Origin of the sequence: Bacteroides sp. 519 (assembly GCF_010500955.1) — a bacterium.
GTDB lineage: Bacteria > Bacteroidota > Bacteroidia > Bacteroidales > Bacteroidaceae > Bacteroides.
This window is the reverse complement of the sequence record NZ_QVMJ01000014.1, coordinates 157,979-174,803: the sequence shown is the minus strand read 5'-3', so window position 1 is coordinate 174,803 and position 16,825 is coordinate 157,979. Positions and strand designations below refer to the sequence as shown.

Genomic DNA, 16,825 nt, shown 5'->3' with positions numbered 1-16,825 from the left:
TGTTATTTATTTACGATTTTACCGTTTTTTATTGCTAAATCATAGTTCTCTAGCGACTCTACCATGAACTCTACTGCAGAATGTACTTTTACTGGGGCCGCATCTCCTACGCTCTTAACAACATTATAAACATTAGCAACTTGATCCAGTAACGCGCCATAAGAACCTTGCAAAGTAGGTTGTTCTTTTTGATTGTATGCGTTTTCAATACGTTTTACTTGTACGCGATAAGTCTGCATCAACCCATCAATACTTTCACATATTTTCTTTACAATATCAGTAAAAACTTTTGTGTTTATGGAAAATTCTGTTGTAGTCACATCTGTTTTTTTAGTTGCTTTTGTTGAGCAGTAAACAGCAATAGCAGTACCAGCAATCGCTCCGCAAATTGTTCCCCATGTTCCAAGTAGACCACCAATAATCCCACCTACTCCAGTTCCAACAAGAGAGATGTATGGAGTTGTGCTGGATTCTACATTTGTTTTTGCATTGTGTTGTTTGGAAGCATAAACAGCAATTTCAGTAGCTATATTTTGCTGTGCTTGAAGCAAATATAACGATGCTTGTAGAATGTACTCCTCAGATTGGGTTAAGCTTTGGCGATATGCACCATTGTTCTCAAAGAGGTTATTTAGAAATTCAGCTACATCTACTTGTATTTTCTTTGAGTCTTTTGGTAATGTAAGTCCTTTTAGTTTTTCTCCAAGTTCATCTTTGTTAGATTCAAAGATGGAGGTAATGGTAAGATTATTCATATTTTCTTGATTTAATGATCTATTTTTTACTTTTATATTATTCAATGACCCGCATTATCCTTCGTCTGTCATGGTTGAAAATTTCTCGTATTTATTTTTGTAATGGTCTGCAGTACGATTATATACAGACACAGTCAAAAAGAAAAAGAATGCCAATGAGCCCGAAATTAAAACACATAGTATTTTTGCAAAGAACCCCATATCAGATATGAAAATTAGAATAGTAGCAATAACACCTGCCAGTGTTAGGAACCAATAAACAGTTGAACTATTCTTGTTTTTCTCATATTTTTTATAATACTCTTGTGCCATTCTATGATATGGCTTTATTGTTTCCAAATTAGCACGAACAATATTTCCACATTTACAAGTAATAGCATCATTACTTTGTTTTTCTCCACATTTACTACAATACATAAGATTAATTTTTAAGTTATTTCTGTTTCTGCTTTCCAACAGCACAAAAAAAGAGCGTGATACTACTTTCGCATTATCCGCTCACTTAGGTTCTAGCATGACCCCGAATCACAGAATAAGCAAAAGCAGCCCACGCCCCAATAGGGTGTGTGAACAACCTTAGACTTATTATTTAGTGATTCGATAATAAACTGCTAGATTTAAGTGAATCAAATAATCGTCTTAACGTCCAATCAATATTTTAATTTACAGTTCTTCTTTCTATATACTTTTCTCTTTTAATGTTAATACATGCAAACATACAAAAAGAATTTCTTTTAGAGAAGAACATTCTATTAAAATATCAATGACTACTTATGCTTATATTTTTATACTGCAAAATAAATCTGTTTCGCTAAACAACCCCTATTTCTTTGCATCATATTTACTTTCCTTTCATTAAATAATAAGTAAACCGTATTTATATACTAAATACAAGCAAATTTGAATCAAAAAACACCTCTGTTCAGGTAAACATTGGGAGTAACAATAACCTCTTCCTTCGCCTTCTTCGTAATATTATAACAATTTAAGATTAGATTTACACCATCCCATCTCACAAAATCGGCATCATTGTACACCTTATAACCGCCATCTAAACATTCAATTATATCAATCTGAAATTCAGGTTCAGCCATCGGATTTTCAAAATTAACAATGAGTGTACTCCATGGTGCGGCCCATATACAACCACTTACTGCCAATAAATTATTCAGAGGATTGTAATGCACATCGGTCCAAATAAAATATTCGCAACCATCTAAAACACATTGCGGATAATACTGAAAACTCTTGTTAGTGGCTAAATCAAAAACGGTATATCCATACAGTTCTTGTCTGTAAACCAAATACATACCACCATTCTGGTGGTGAATAAGTGTATGAAATTCGGCATCATCATCAAAGCTATTCCAGGTATGAATTGCTTTTCCTTTACTGTTTAATAATACACAACTGTTACCATGCAGATTGCAATCGTTCACTTTTCCTCTATATGTGGTCTGGACTATTTTATAATCATCAGAAAGAATTATCGTTTCGTTCGCTGCTTTATTCTCTTTTGAAAACAACGATTGAAATTTCATACACTCTTTTTTGTATTCATCTGTGTATGCTACGTTTTTCAAAGCATTATTCATAATTGTAAGTTGTTAATCGAAATAACAAAGATAATCGAAAAATGCCCATCTGTCAACTTTCTTTCATTTATAAATCATTACTATTTCGATATGCTGCAAATCGTTGTTTCAAAATGCAGCATTTCACACTTTCGAAATGCAGCATTTTGATCGAACGAAATGCAGCATTTCATCAATGCAAAATGCAGCATTTTGAAAACGAGTACTAAAATCGGTCCTGTAACGCTTGTAGAGGGTGGTAAGTAAGGCTATTTTCTGTTTTTACTACACTTTAGAGGGTGTAAAATAACCAAACAGATGAATAGTTGTTGGCAAGATTTATTTAAATAAACTTGATGGAGAAGGATAACTCATATTCAAAAAAAACAGTTTGAAACCCAATAATCGCATCTTTTTATTTAAGTTTGCCCACCAAACATCCATGAATATGAGAGAGAAAAACCCATCCACAAACCAACAACAGGAGCTTAACCTGATATTACGCGAACAACTTAAAAAAACAGTTCATTTACGACTATTTCGCAACACCAATCAAGAGATGGGCGAATATATTGGCTATAAACTGAATTCAAATAACAGCCTAAACAATATTCCTCCTTTTACCGCCCGTTGCATATTTCGCGAATTGTGCCGCGAAACGCAGAAGCAAATTGCACCAGATCTGGATTTGGAAGAGTGCCTTGCTGAATACGAAAAGGCGTCGAACTGCTATGAACGCTATATGAAAGGACGAGAACGCATGCATCAGGAAGAAAATATTCATGAATTATTAAAGTATGCATATCTTGATGATTATAAGTTACCGGCAAAGAAAGCATTTCTGCAAAAAGTAGGATCTGCCATCTGGGAACAAGAAATTTATATGCCCATTCTTTTATTGTTAATACTAAAAGTGTTACCAGTATACACATCAAAAAAAGGCGATGTAAAAGATGCTGTGAACGATTTTCGCTGTGTTTATCTATTCTTGAAAAGATTCACAATGCAGAGCAGCGTGTTTGAAGAACTGCCCATATTGGAGCGTTTCGATAAACAAGTACGCGAAAACATTTATTGCAGTCGTTTATATTTAATTTATATAACAGCAGTTACACTCAATACTTTTAGTAACTATGCAAATCCTCAGGAACTATATTCTTTAAACACAAGTGTAAACAACAATAAAATTATTCTCGATGTTGATGATGCTATTTGGGTTGAGCCCGGGATGTTGTCTACCCCAAGTGTTTTCATGAAATTTGAGTATTTAAATACGAATGATTATTTTCTGTATCGCTATGTTGTTAATATTGAGAAAAAAGAGCTTGTATATGTGCGCTATGAAGCCACATTTCTGAACGATAATTTAGAAGAGTTAATCTTATTTGTAAACACCTTTAATTCTATTATTCCTATTATTGAAGGTAAACCATTCCCCGATAATTCATTAATCTTTTTTGCTTGTTCCATTGATAACTGGAAGTTTCCCCAGACAATGGAACTGCATCCATTATCGTTCAATAAAACTGATTTTACTGTAAAAAAACTGATTCGGCTGACCGAAGAAGATAAAATTGCACAAATAACAAAGTGCTTTGAAGGAGGATATACCATCAGAAATAAATATCCGGAATCTGATTACACTCTTATGCTCTATCCGTTAGCCATAACCTGGGATTCTATTTATATTAAAGACGAAGCTGAATCAACAGACCAAGAACCAGTTTATTATTGTATTCCCAAAAGCCTGAATTGCGGTTTAGAAGATATTACTACCAAAGATGCCGTTGGGATATTAACAACCAACGGACGCAAATATATAGAAGTTGTTCCTTTATTACTTTTTCTCGATATTACAGATGAAACCATGTGCAAGAAGAATGGTGTATTATTAACCAATAAAATATCGTTCTGATATACAGTTGGTTAATAATTTTATTGCAAAAAAACACCCCTAACCTATTGCAGGTTTAACAAAAATATCTACCTTTGTGCCCGGGTAAGTCCTATACGGCCAGCTCCCTTCAAATCCTCCAGGGCTTGATCGCAGCAAAGGTAGTTGGTTGTAGCGGCGCGATATAGTAAGCTTGCCCACTTGCCTCTTTAGCTCAGTTGGCCAGAGCACGTGATTTGTAATCTCGGGGTCGTTGGTTCGAATCCGACAAGAGGCTCAAAAAAGCATCTCAGTATTGGGATGCTTTTTTTGTTGTGTGCCGTGCATGATTGGAAAACCGGGTCCGTTATATAAATTAAAAAGAGGTTATACCAAACCACGTTGATACAACCTCTTTTCATACCCATATTTTATTTCTATTATTTACTTAAGCTCCCAAGCCAAAGCACTTGCACCAAGTACAGCTGCATCCGAATCTTTCAACTCAGACACCAACAATTTGGTTTTGCCTTTGTAAATAGTAAGAATATTATCGTTAATACCTTTTTCTATTGGTTTCATAATATAATCGCCCGACTTAGCCAGACCACCAAACAACACAATAGCCTCAGGGCTAGAGAATGCAATGAAGTCTGCCAAAGCTTCACCAAGCAATGTACCTGTAGTGTTGAATATTTCCTGAGCCAGTGTATCGCCTTGTTCGGCAGCGTCGTACACATCTTTCGATGTAATGTCTTCGGCTGGAATGTTGCGTAATAAACTAGGTTCGGTACGTGCAGTAAGAAGTTCGCGCGCTGTACGTGCAACACCTGTTGCCGAACAATAAGCTTCTAAACAACCATGACGACCACAACCGCAAAGACGACCGTTTTCGCGACGAGTGATAATATGACCAAGCTCACCGGCAAAACCATCGTGACCATAAACAACTTGTCCGTTAATAACAATACCACTACCTACACCTGTTCCAAGGGTAATCATGATAAAGTCTTTCATACCACGGGCAGCACCATAGGTCATTTCGCCAACGGCGGCTGCATTAGCATCATTGGTTAAGGCTGTGGGGATACCTAGTTTTTCTTCAAATTTAGCAGCTAATGGAATAACCCCTTTCCATGGAAGGTTAGGAGCAAACTCAATTGTACCACTGTAGTAGTTACCATTGGGGGCACCAATACCGATACCCTTTATCTTTTCAATTCCACCGTGTTCAATAATTAATGGTAGAAGATTTTTGCAGACATCATCTACATAGTTGTCTACATCGTCGTAAGCCTGTGTTTTAACTTTGCCATTGGCAATAATAGAACCACGTGCGTCAACAATACCAAAAACAGTGTTTGTTCCGCCTATGTCTATGCCAACCACGTAGGGCTTTTCCATGTGTGAATTCATGTTACTTTGTTTAATTAGGATTAGTTAATTACTTTTCTGCATACAAATAACGTAAACTCGCATCAGTCTACAAAATCTTTTTAAAAAAAAGTTCACTTCCTCTGCAACTTTTCATAACTGCCGTGCGTCTAATACAACAAATCACAAAAAAATGAAACTAAATACCCACAATAGTGATACATTTAGAAAACGTAAATAAGACCTATTACAACGGCGCCCCCTTACATGTACTGAAAGGGATTGATCTCGACATTGAGCGGGGAGAGTATGTTTCGATTATGGGAGCTTCGGGCTCGGGAAAATCAACATTATTAAATATACTTGGTATATTAGATAATTATGATACCGGCGAATATTATCTCAATAATGTACTTATTAAGAACCTCAGTGAAAGTAAAGCTGCCGAGTATCGTAACCGCATGATCGGCTTCATCTTCCAGTCATTCAATCTTATTCCTTTTAAAAATGCGGTAGAAAACGTTGCTCTTCCTCTCTTTTATCAGGGCGTAAGCCGCAGAAAGCGTAATGCACTGGCTTTAGAGTATCTGGATAAACTTGGATTAAAAGACTGGGCTCACCATTTACCCAGCGAAATGAGTGGAGGCCAGAAACAGCGTGTTGCCATTGCACGGGCACTGATTACCAACCCCCAAATTATACTTGCCGACGAGCCTACAGGTGCTTTGGATAGTAAAACATCTGTTGAGGTACTACAAATACTCAATGAACTTCATGCACAGGGAATGACGATTATTGTTGTAACCCACGAAAGTGGTGTAGCCAGCCAAACCAATAAAATTATCCACATCAAAGACGGAATCATTGAAAACATTGAGAATAACAAAGACAAAAAACACGCTGTATTCTCGATGGATGGGATTATGAAATAGTAAAATATTAACTCATTAGCAAATTTGCATATTGGCACATTTGCATATTAGCACATTAAATTCATGATTGATATATGGCAAGAAATATACGCCACTATTAGCCGTAACAAACTAAGAACATTCCTTACCGGGTTTGCTGTGGCATGGGGAATCTTCATGCTGATTGTACTACTTGGTGCCGGCAATGGCCTCATCAATGCCTTTGGCAGTTATGCCGAAAGTATGTCGATGAACTCGATGAAGATATTTAACGGATGGGCATCTAAACCTTATGATGGTTTGAAGGGTAACCGCCGAATACAACTCGAAAACTCGGACCTGGAACTTACCCGTACCATGTTTCCCAACAACATTATTGAAGCCGGTGCAACACTCTATCAGGGAAATATAGTGCTGGCCAGAGGGAAAGAATATGTAAATATGAGTTTTTACGGAGTTTATCCTAACTATACCGAGGTTGAAACAACCAAACTGGTAGAGGGGCGTTTTATTAACCACCTGGATATTAAGGAACGACGCAAAGTGGTGGTTATCCACAAAAAAACAGCCGAGGTACTATTTCCCAAAGCACCCCAAAAAGCAATCGGCCAATTTGTTAATGCCGGTAAGGTAGCTTATCAGATTATAGGATTTTATGACGATCCTAATGATATGGACACCCGGCAGGCATATATTCCTTTCAGTACACTTCAAACCATTTACAACAAAGGCAACAAGCTCAACAATATGACCTTTACAACAAAGGACTTGGAAACCATTGAACAGAACGAAGCCTTTGAGGCAGAGTACCGCAAAGTTATTGGTGCCAACCGCCGCTTCGATCCAACTGACAAAAGTGCTATCTGGATATGGAATCGCTTTACCGATTATATGCGACAAATGAATGGTATGAGTATTCTAACTACTGCTATCTGGATTATTGGCATATTTACCTTGCTTAGTGGCATTGTAGGGGTAAGTAATATTATGCTAATCACAGTAAAAGAACGTACACGCGAATTTGGTATTCGTAAAGCATTGGGCGCTAAACCCCGCTCTATCCTTTCGCTTATTATTATTGAGAGTATTGTTATAACAACCCTCTTTGGATATATAGGTATGGTAGCCGGAATTGGAGCAACCGAATGGATGAATGTTGCTTTTGGTACCCAAACCATGAATGTGGGTATGTGGGAAGAAACCCTCTTTAAAAATCCAACTGTAGAAATAAAAGTAGCTATACAAGCCACGGTAACATTGGTTATTGCAGGTACACTGGCAGGTTTTTTCCCTGCACGGAAAGCAACCCGCATCAGACCAATAGAGGCGTTAAGGGCGGATTAATAGTAATGTGCCAATGTGGATAATGTGCCAATGTGCCAATTGGCTGCGCACAGAAATTAGATAATTAAAATATTAACTCATTAGCAAAATTGGCATATTGGCATATTAACACATTGGCACATTAGAAATTAGATAATTAAAATATTAACTCATTAGCAAATTTGCACATTGCCGTATTGGCACATTGGCATATTAGCACATTGGCACATTAGAAATCATGAAAATGGACATAGATACGTGGGAAGAAATCCTCGTAACCATAACAAGAAACAAAACGCGAAGCCTTCTTACTGCTTTCGGGGTATTCTGGGGTATATTTATGCTCGTAGCCCTTATTGGAGGTGGTAACGGAATGAAAGAAATGATGCAATCTAACTTCGATGGGTTTGCTACCAATTCGGCTTTCTTTATTGCCGAACAAACCGGCGAACCTTATAAAGGTTTTCGCAAAGGAAGATGGTGGAGCTTGGAGTATGATGATGTTGAACGCATCAAAAGAGCTGTACCCGAGATAGAAGTTATAACACCAACCATCAGCCGATGGGGACAGACAGCTGTGTACGGCGAAAAGAAATCTAACTGCCAGGTAAAAGGCCTTGAACCCGAATATAATGTTATTGAAAGACAGGTAATGGGCTATGGAAGGTTTATAAACGAAGTAGATATACGCGAAAGCCGCAAAGTATGTTCCATAGGTAAAAGGGTGTACGAAGAACTTTTCGCTCCCGGCGAAGACCCCTGTGGAAAGTTTATAAAGGTAGATGGAGTTTACTATCAGGTAGTAGGGGTTTGCATTTCAGAAAGTAATATGTCTATCAACGGGCGTGCATCCGAAGCTATTACATTACCCATAACCACCATGCAACGCACATACAACTTTGGTAAAAGGGTACACATGATATCTTTCACAGCCAAACCGGGCCTTAAGATTACAGATGTGCAAGACAAAGTAGAAGCAGTGGTGAAAAAAGCCCATTATATAAGTCCTACTGATAAACAGGCTATTATGATGCTTAATGCCGAAGCCATGTTCTCTATGGTTGATAATCTTTTTGCCGGAATTAAAATTCTTACCTGGATGGTAGGATTAGGTACATTGCTTGCCGGAGCCATTGGTGTATCAAACATTATGATGGTTACTGTTCGTGAACGTACCACCGAACTGGGTATTCGCCGGGCTATCGGTGCGCGCCCAAAAGATATACTTCAGCAAATTCTTTCGGAGAGCATTGTTCTTACCACCATTGCAGGAATGGCAGGCATCACCTTTGCAGTTCTTATCTTGCAATTGGCCGAGGTAGGCATTAACTCGGGAGCAGACCATGCAGTAAACTATTACCAGTTTCAGGTATCCTTCTGGACAGCCATCGGCACAGCCGCCATACTTCTTACCCTTGGCATGCTGGCAGGACTGGCACCGGCATACCGCGCCATGGCCGTAAAACCAATAGATGCTATCAGGGATGAATAATATTAGAATTAAGAATTAAGTAGTAAGAATTAAGAATTGATTCCGCATGGATTCTTACTACTAACTACTTAATTCTTACTACTAACTACTAGCTACTAATTAAAAACTTAAATACAATGAAAGTAAAGAAATCATTAAAAATTGTGGGACTGGTTATTGTGGCCGTTATATTTCTCGGTACATTTATGTTCCTCTATAGCAAGTCGAAACCAAAGGTAACCGTATACGAGGTTATTAAGCCCGAAATTACTAATCTTGAAAAAACAACTGTGGTTACCGGAAAAATAGAACCACGCGACGAAATTCTGATCAAGCCTCAGATATCGGGTATTATTGATAAACTATACAAAGAAGCCGGACAAGCCATAAAGAAAGATGAAATTATTGCCAGAGTTAAAGTTATTCCTGAAATGGGACAGCTTAACGCTGCCGAGAGTAGCTTGCGTGTTGCAGAAATCAACGCCAAGCAGGAAGAAACGAACTTTGCCAGAACCGAAAAGTTGTTCAAAGACGGATTGATATCCAAAGAAGAATACGAAAAAGGGAACGTTAGTTACAAACAGGCAATCGAAGAACGAAATAAAGCCCAGGATGCTCTCGACATTATCCGGGAAGGTATTACCAAGAAAAGTGCCTCGTACAGTAATACATTGATTCGTTCAACCATTGATGGTTTAATACTCGACATTCCTATAAAAGAAGGTAACTCGGTTATTTTAAGTAATACTTTTAATGATGGTACTACCATTGCTACTGTTGCCAATATGAACGACCTGATATTCCGTGGCAACATTGACGAAACCGAGGTAGGCCGCATTATCGAAGGTATGCCTATGAAGCTGACTATTGGTGCTTTACAAAATTTCTCGTTCGATGCCCGCCTGGAATACATTGCTCCTAAAGGTGTAGAAGAAAACGGAGCCATCAACTTCGAAATCAAAGCAGCTATATCGGTACCTGATACTGTAGTTATTCGTGCAGGATATTCGGCCAATGCAGAAATTGTACTGCAACGCGCAACCAATGTTCTAGCGCTTCCCGAAAGCACTATCCAGTTCAGTGGCGACTCTACTTTTGTATGGGTTATGACTGATAGCATACCTGAACAGAAATTTGAACGTCGCGAAATCACCGCCGGTATGAGCGATGGTATACGTATGGAGATTAAGAAAGGATTAGCATCTGATGATAAAGTGCGTGGTGCAGAAAAAATGAATAAATAATAGAAGAACATGAAACAAAGAATAGTATTAATAACAGCCATAGCTACCTTGTTTGCGTCTTCTGTATCGGCACAGCAAGGATGGACATTGCGGCAATGCATTGATCACGCTATTGCCAACAACTTAACCATCCGTAAAGCACAAATTGATGTGGATCAAAGTGAGATTGAAGTAAATACCAACAAATGGGCCCGGTTACCTAACCTGAATGCCAATGTCAATGAGAGTCTGGGCTGGGGTCGTAATGTATCGGATGATAATACATATATTGATGACATACATAGTACAAATACAAATTTCAATTTGAGTACCAATGTACCATTATTCACTGGCTTTGAATTGCCCAATCGATATCAATTATCAAAACTCAATTTGAAGGCAGCTTTTGTAGACCTTGAGAAGGCAAAAGAAGATATAGCTGTGAATGTTGCTTCCCAATATGTACAAGTTTTATACAATCTGGAATTAAAGAATGTAGCTAAAGAGCAAGTTATATTAAGTAGTGAGCAATTAAATCGTATGGAGAAGTTACAGGAAGTTGGGAAGGCATCACCTGCCGAAGTAGCTGAAGCCCGCGCCCGTTTAGCCCAAAGTGAAATGAGTTCAGTAGAGGCAGAAAACAATTATCAATTATCTCTGCTTAATCTTAGTCAATTGCTGGAGCTCCCAACTCCGGAAGGCTTTACTGTTGCTCCCATGCAGGTCGATCCTGACTTTAAACCGTTAACACCACCAGATGATATTTATACGGATGCATTGAATTATAAGCCCGGAATTCTGGCTGCCCAGTATCGGTTAGAAGGTAGTGAAAGAAGCATTCGCATTGCACAGAGCGGTTACTACCCTACCCTGTCTTTTAATGCAAATATAAGTAGTGGCTATACAACTTATAATGGTAAAGGAGATAGCTTTTTTGAACAATTAAAAAATAAGCGAAACCAATCTATTGGTTTTAGCCTGAGTATTCCTATTTTCAATCGGTTTGCTACCCGTAACCAAGTGAGAACTGCCCGGTTACAGCATACCAACTATTCTATTCTGTTAGACGAAACAAAGAAGGACTTATACAAAGAGATCCAACAGTCATGGTATAATGCTGTAGCTGCCGAAACAAAATATAAAACCAGTGCTGTAGCTGTTGAGGCTAATCAAGAATCTTTTCGCCTGATGACTGAGAAATTCGAAAACGGCAAAGCCACATCCATAGAATATAATGAAGCAAAACTGAATCTGATGAAGTCTATATCCGACAGAATACAGGCAAAGTATAATTATATATTCTCTACAAAGATTCTGGATTTCTACAAAGGAATACCAATAGAATAAAAAATAAGTGTCTGATTTTTTTAGAAACGATAAGCTATGGGTACAATTCTGTGGTTTATCGTTTTTTTGTTTCTTTGTTTTTAAAGTAATGCTAAAATAGGGTTTTAATGTATCTTTGCAATATGGTTAAGACAAAATTCTATAGAAAGAAGAAATTCAAAGTAATTGCCACATTGTTGGTCTTACTGTTATTGGTTATTGTTAGTTGCAACATTATTATTGTGATGAAAGCAAGACCAAAGTGTTATAATAATACCGTCGAGATACCTCACAACCACGTTGGTCTCTTACTAGGTACATCTCCTTATCTGGGGAATGGCAATGTAAATCTTTACTTTAAATACCGCATACAGGCTGCTGTTGAATTATATAATTCAGGAAAAATAGAATACATACTTGTTAGTGGTGATAATAGCAGGAGCGATTATAATGAGCCACTCGAAATGAAGAATGCTCTGATTGAAAAAGGCGTACCCGAAAACAAAATATTTCTGGATTATGCAGGTTTCCGCACGCTAGACTCCGTAGTACGGGCAAAGGAGATCTTCGGGCAAACATCGTTTACTGTTATTTCGCAGAAGTTTCATAACGAAAGGGCTGTATACATTGCAGGATGGCATCACATTGATGCTATCGGATATAATGCAAAGAATGTAAGTGCCAACTATGGGTTTAAGACAACAATACGCGAATACCTGGCACGGGTAAAGGTTTTTGTTGATTTGGTTATAAAGAAAAAGCCAAAGTTTTTAGGTGAGGAGATTGAGATACCCGGAACACAGCCATCCGGCGGATTTAACCATGCTAAACTGTTTTCAATTGAGCAAACAGATGATTATAAAACGATTACTGTTTTCAACCCATGGAAACCGGGAGAAATATATGCACGCTATTATTTGGTGAAAGAAAACGCCACACCTGTACCAGCAGATGGAGATAAAATACTTATTCCGGTAAAAACACTCATGGCAAACTCGGCAACACACATTGGCTTTCTGGATTTACTTGGTGAACTCGATAAAGTAACCGGGGTATGCAGTTCGGATTATATATACAACTCTGTTATCGGCGAAAGAGTGGCCGGGGGACAAGCCATCGACCTTGGAGATGCATTCAGCCTGGATATCGAACGGCTGCTGTTACTCCACCCACAAGCTGTTATGACCACCGCATATAACGCAGACGACGAAAACAGCAAACGGATGAAACAAACCGGACTAACCATTTTATATAACATTGAATGGCAGGAACAAACATTACTGGGCCGGGCAGAATGGATAAAGTATGTGGGTGCTTTTTTTGATAAGGATGCTTTGGCCGACAGTATTTTTACGACTGTTGAACAACGATACAACGAAATTAAAGAAATGGCAGCCGGCACAACTACTCAACCAACTGTTCTTTCTGGTCAGGATTTTCGTGGTAGCTGGTCCATGCCTGGAGGAAAAAGCTTTAACGCACAACTGTTTAAAGATGCAGGTGGTGACTATTTCTATCAAAAAGACAACAGTACCGGAAGCCTGTCGACCACCATCGAAGAGGCACTTATAAACTTTAACAAGGCCGATGTATGGGTAAATGTACAGGCCAATACACTGGCCGAACTGGCACTGACGGATAGCAAATACAAACTGTTCAAAGCTTTTCGCGAAGGAAAAGTATATAACAATAATAAGCGCATTACAGGTTCGGGCGGAAACGACTATTGGGAAGGCGCTGTTGCTCGTCCCGATTTGCTTTTAAGTGATATGATAAAGATATTCCATCCCGAAGTTCTGCCCAACTATGAGCTAACTTACATGCAACAATTACCGGAATGAAAAAAGAGTTCATTATTCTTATAGTCCTACTTTGCCTTACGTTTGTTGCCGACATTATTCTGGGAAGTGTTATACTCCCTCTGAAAGATGTTCTGCATGCACTAACCGGACAAACCGATGATGCTATTTATCATGAAATTATTCTCAATCACCGACTTCCCAAAGCTATTACAGCCATTCTTACCGGATGTGCATTATCGGTTTCGGGGGTGATGATGCAGACTTTGTTCCACAATCCGCTTGCCGGTCCCGATGTATTGGGTGTAACTTCGGGTGCCAGCTTAGGAGTAGCATTGCTCACCTTTGGAACTGCAACGCTCCCTTTGTGGATGATTACTGGTTGGGGACAGGTAATTGCTGCCATACTGGGTGCTGTAGGAGTATTACTGCTGATAATTGTTGCCTCAGTAAAAATACCCCAAACAGTATCATTATTGATTGTTGGAATGATGTTCGGACAGTTTGCAGCCGCCATTGTAAGCATTATGCAGAGTGTTAGTAACCCCGACACACTGAAACTATTTATAACATGGACCTTCGGAAGCCTCTCAGCAGTAAACTGGGAACAGATGAGTATTATGTTTCCTGTAATTGCAGGGGGTATTTTTATGGCTTTCCTGTTACAAAAGCCCTTAAATGTTTTTCTGCTGGGTAATAACTACGCCAGTGGGTTAGGCATTTCGGTTGCCCGGCTACGCTTGCTCACCATTCTGGCTACTGCATTGTTAGCCGGCACCTCAACTGCCTTTACTGGTCCTATAGCTTTTATCGGCATAACTATGCCACACATTGCACGCGGTTTGTTTCGCACCGCCAACCACAAAATTATCTTACCGGCTTCCATGCTTTGCGGATCGGTAGTGATGCTTCTTTGCGATATCATATCGCAACTGCCCGGTCTTCAGGGTACACTTCCGGTAAATGCAGTTACTGCCTTGTTCGGTGCACCGTTAATTGTTTGGATTATTTGGAAGAATAAGGGGTGATGCCTTTACAATCTTTGTATCTCATCAACAGTAAGTCCTGTTGTTTGAGCTATTATTTCTATAGGAACATTTGCTTTTTTCAGATTGCTGGCTATCTCTTGTTGTTTTAGCTTTTCGCCTTCGGCCTTTCCTTTGGCTTCGCCTTCAGCTAACCCTTTGGCCTTACCTTCAGCTAACCCTTCGGCCTTTCCTTCAGCTAACCCTTTTGCCTTACCCTCAGCTAACCCTTTTGCCTTACCCTCAGCTAACCCTTTTGCCTTACCCTCAGCTAACCCATCTCTATATCCTTCATATATCCCAGTTTCTATCACACTACGTTGATATCTAAGTGCTTCCATATGCGATTCATAAGATTTGCGTTCTTTCTCGGGCAAAGAATCTATGCGTAAACGTTCGCGGGCCTCAGGCAATCCACTAGCTGTGGCTGTATCGGGGATTTCACCAGTCTTTAAAAAAGAGATCCATTCATCAAGTGGAGTAATAGCATGTTTATCGAAATCGTTAACACGAAGAACATAATATTCAGGAAATATATCACCGGCTTCTTTCTTTATAAATCGTTCTTGCTGATGAACTGACAATTTTAATACATCGTTATTATGAATGCCTAAAAATGTTGTTTTACCATGATAAACATAGTCTAATCCTTGTCCTAATTCAAAATAGACAATATTAACAGAGTATATTTTACGAACTTTTTCATAAGGTTCGCCACGGTGCATATATTCGGCAATAGTTTTTGATGTACCATACAACATACGATGAAAATAATCCAGCTCACGACTATTTTGTACTTCGATAATAATTAGTTCACCTTTGCTGTTTTCGGCCAGCATATCAACACGGTTAAACTTATCATCAAATTCTTCCTGATTACCCTCACTTTCCAGAATGTGATCAATACGGATAGATTCACCCAGAAGAACCGTGAGAAGACCTTCAAGCACTACAAAGTTGGTTTTATTGCGAAGCAAACGCTTTGCAGCCCAATCGAAACGAACGAAACGAGAGTCAGACATAACACATTGTATTTAGATATCACAAATGTACACGAAAGTTATTGTATTATCAAATCATCGCATCAGCAATAACAGCATTGTACCATCTTCGCCATACAATCCGGCACTTTTATCGGTTAGTATGGAAAATGATTTTACAATATTCAATGCATTCATAATTTTACGTTCTATTGTCATATCCGGACAGGCCATCATGGTTGCTGCCACAGCAGGAAAAGCAATAGAAGTTTCGCTGTTATTTGAAGTTGTAAATCCACCATTAATCATATTGCAACCGGCATTACCATGAATACTCTTTTTGCTGGTATCAAAACTGATATAAGGTTTCTTATCCAAATTAGCAGGAATAGTTTCACCATTTACCTGCGTTATTTTCCATTCACCCTCTAGTGAAGAAAGTACAGACAGATTCTCTTTATTGGCAAGAACTACAACCGGCCGGTTATATGAGTTGGTTAATGCTACCCGGTTATTGTCCAGCATCCGGTATCCTTTTACGTTTTTAAGCACATTAAGTACATTCTGTTCCAAAGTCATATCGGGGCAAAACATACGGGTAGAAGCAATATGGCTCAAATCGAGTACACCTGCCTTAGCCGATGTGTCGAATGTACCCATCATCCGGTTGCAACCGCTGTTTCCATACACTTTACCAGTTACAGCTTCGAAACCGATAAACGGATATTCATGGCCAACAGGAGGAACTACGGCCGAACCGTTAATCTCAATAATATTCCACTCACCATCTATATTTGATATAGTGGCCATTTCTTTACTGGTACGACATGAAGTTAAGGCAAGCACCATCGACAGGCTTACTATAAAAATAGATATCTTTTTCATTGCTTTAAAGTTTAAATATGACTAATCTTATCACAAATATAACACCAACTAACCGATTTTGCCCAATCTTCGTTGAACAAATTTCCCTGCGGCATATTTTTGGAACAGAGAACTATCGCTTATACTTTACAACAAATACAAAGCCTTGGTGTTCAGCATAAGGAGCACTTTTAGCTTTTATATATTATTAACCTGAGGCTTTCCTGTAACTATTCACTGCAAATGTTTTTTCAGATCTATCAATATGTTTCTTTGTAGTTCTCTTCGGAAAACACTGTAGTTCTCTGTAGAAAAGTCTGTAGCTTT

Annotated in this window: 13 protein-coding genes, 1 tRNA gene and 2 pseudogenes; 10 read left to right on the top strand and 6 right to left on the bottom strand. The window is 38.7% G+C overall.

Annotation, left to right across the window (positions count from 1 at the left end; genetic code table 11):
- Positions 1-2: 2 nt before the first annotated feature.
- The 3 genes from D0T85_RS13210 to D0T85_RS13200 all read right to left on the bottom strand — a co-directional run bounded on the left by D0T85_RS13210 (position 3) and on the right by D0T85_RS13200 (position 2,350).
- On the bottom strand, positions 3-755 hold the full coding sequence (locus tag D0T85_RS13210) for a hypothetical protein (protein WP_163213984.1): 753 nt from the start codon (positions 753-755) through the stop codon (positions 3-5).
- A gap of 54 nt (positions 756-809) precedes the next feature.
- Complete coding sequence (locus tag D0T85_RS13205) at positions 810-1,172, bottom strand: hypothetical protein (protein WP_163213982.1); 363 nt, start codon at positions 1,170-1,172, stop codon at positions 810-812.
- A 488-nt stretch (positions 1,173-1,660) separates the two neighbouring features.
- Positions 1,661-2,350 (bottom strand): hypothetical protein, encoded by a 690-nt coding sequence (locus D0T85_RS13200; RefSeq protein ID WP_163213980.1) that lies wholly within the window; start codon positions 2,348-2,350, stop codon positions 1,661-1,663.
- Between the two features lie 427 nt (positions 2,351-2,777).
- Between D0T85_RS13200 and D0T85_RS13195 the strand changes: the two genes are divergently transcribed.
- Positions 2,778-4,244 carry a hypothetical protein gene (locus tag D0T85_RS13195; protein WP_163213979.1) on the top strand — a complete coding sequence of 489 codons (1,467 nt, stop codon included), beginning with the start codon at positions 2,778-2,780 and terminating at the stop codon, positions 4,242-4,244.
- 182 nt (positions 4,245-4,426) lie between these two features.
- Positions 4,427-4,500: transfer RNA gene (locus D0T85_RS13190), tRNA-Thr, on the top strand.
- A gap of 146 nt (positions 4,501-4,646) precedes the next feature.
- On the opposite strand, the gene D0T85_RS13185 is transcribed toward D0T85_RS13190, so the two are convergent.
- Positions 4,647-5,618 carry an ROK family protein gene (locus tag D0T85_RS13185; protein ID WP_163213977.1) on the bottom strand — a complete coding sequence of 324 codons (972 nt, stop codon included), beginning with the start codon at positions 5,616-5,618 and terminating at the stop codon, positions 4,647-4,649.
- A 173-nt stretch (positions 5,619-5,791) separates the two neighbouring features.
- Here D0T85_RS13185 and D0T85_RS13180 point away from each other — a divergent pair, with 173 nt between their 5' ends.
- The 8 genes and pseudogenes from D0T85_RS13180 (at position 5,792) to D0T85_RS13150 (ending at position 14,657) form a co-directional block, all read left to right on the top strand.
- The gene (locus D0T85_RS13180; protein ID WP_163213975.1) at positions 5,792-6,508 is read left to right on the top strand and encodes an ABC transporter ATP-binding protein; all 717 of its coding nucleotides are present in this window, start codon (positions 5,792-5,794) and stop codon (positions 6,506-6,508) included.
- Between the two features lie 63 nt (positions 6,509-6,571).
- Positions 6,572-7,831, top strand: coding sequence for an ABC transporter permease (locus D0T85_RS13175; RefSeq protein ID WP_163213973.1), 1,260 nt, complete (start codon positions 6,572-6,574; stop codon positions 7,829-7,831).
- 217 nt (positions 7,832-8,048) lie between these two features.
- Positions 8,049-9,302 carry an ABC transporter permease gene (locus D0T85_RS13170; RefSeq protein ID WP_163213971.1) on the top strand — a complete coding sequence of 418 codons (1,254 nt, stop codon included), beginning with the start codon at positions 8,049-8,051 and terminating at the stop codon, positions 9,300-9,302.
- Between the two features lie 116 nt (positions 9,303-9,418).
- Complete coding sequence (locus D0T85_RS13165; protein WP_163213969.1) at positions 9,419-10,525, top strand: efflux RND transporter periplasmic adaptor subunit; 1,107 nt, start codon at positions 9,419-9,421, stop codon at positions 10,523-10,525.
- 9 nt (positions 10,526-10,534) lie between these two features.
- The gene (locus D0T85_RS13160; protein WP_163213967.1) at positions 10,535-11,851 is read left to right on the top strand and encodes a TolC family protein; all 1,317 of its coding nucleotides are present in this window, start codon (positions 10,535-10,537) and stop codon (positions 11,849-11,851) included.
- A gap of 122 nt (positions 11,852-11,973) precedes the next feature.
- Positions 11,974-12,624, top strand: a pseudogene (locus D0T85_RS22795) (vancomycin high temperature exclusion protein); the annotation flags it as partial.
- A 24-nt stretch (positions 12,625-12,648) separates the two neighbouring features.
- Positions 12,649-13,671, top strand: a pseudogene (locus tag D0T85_RS13155) (ABC transporter substrate-binding protein); the annotation flags it as partial.
- On the top strand, positions 13,668-14,657 hold the full coding sequence (locus D0T85_RS13150) for an iron ABC transporter permease (protein ID WP_163213965.1): 990 nt from the start codon (positions 13,668-13,670) through the stop codon (positions 14,655-14,657). The pseudogene D0T85_RS13155 and the gene D0T85_RS13150, both read left to right, overlap by 4 nt.
- 5 nt (positions 14,658-14,662) lie before the next feature.
- On the opposite strand, the gene D0T85_RS13145 is transcribed toward D0T85_RS13150, so the two are convergent.
- A complete protein-coding gene (locus D0T85_RS13145; RefSeq protein WP_163213963.1) occupies positions 14,663-15,676 on the bottom strand; it encodes an Rpn family recombination-promoting nuclease/putative transposase in 1,014 nt (337 codons plus the stop codon).
- Between the two features lie 54 nt (positions 15,677-15,730).
- Positions 15,731-16,519 carry an META domain-containing protein gene (locus D0T85_RS13140; protein ID WP_163213961.1) on the bottom strand — a complete coding sequence of 263 codons (789 nt, stop codon included), beginning with the start codon at positions 16,517-16,519 and terminating at the stop codon, positions 15,731-15,733.
- Positions 16,520-16,825: the final 306 nt, after the last annotated feature.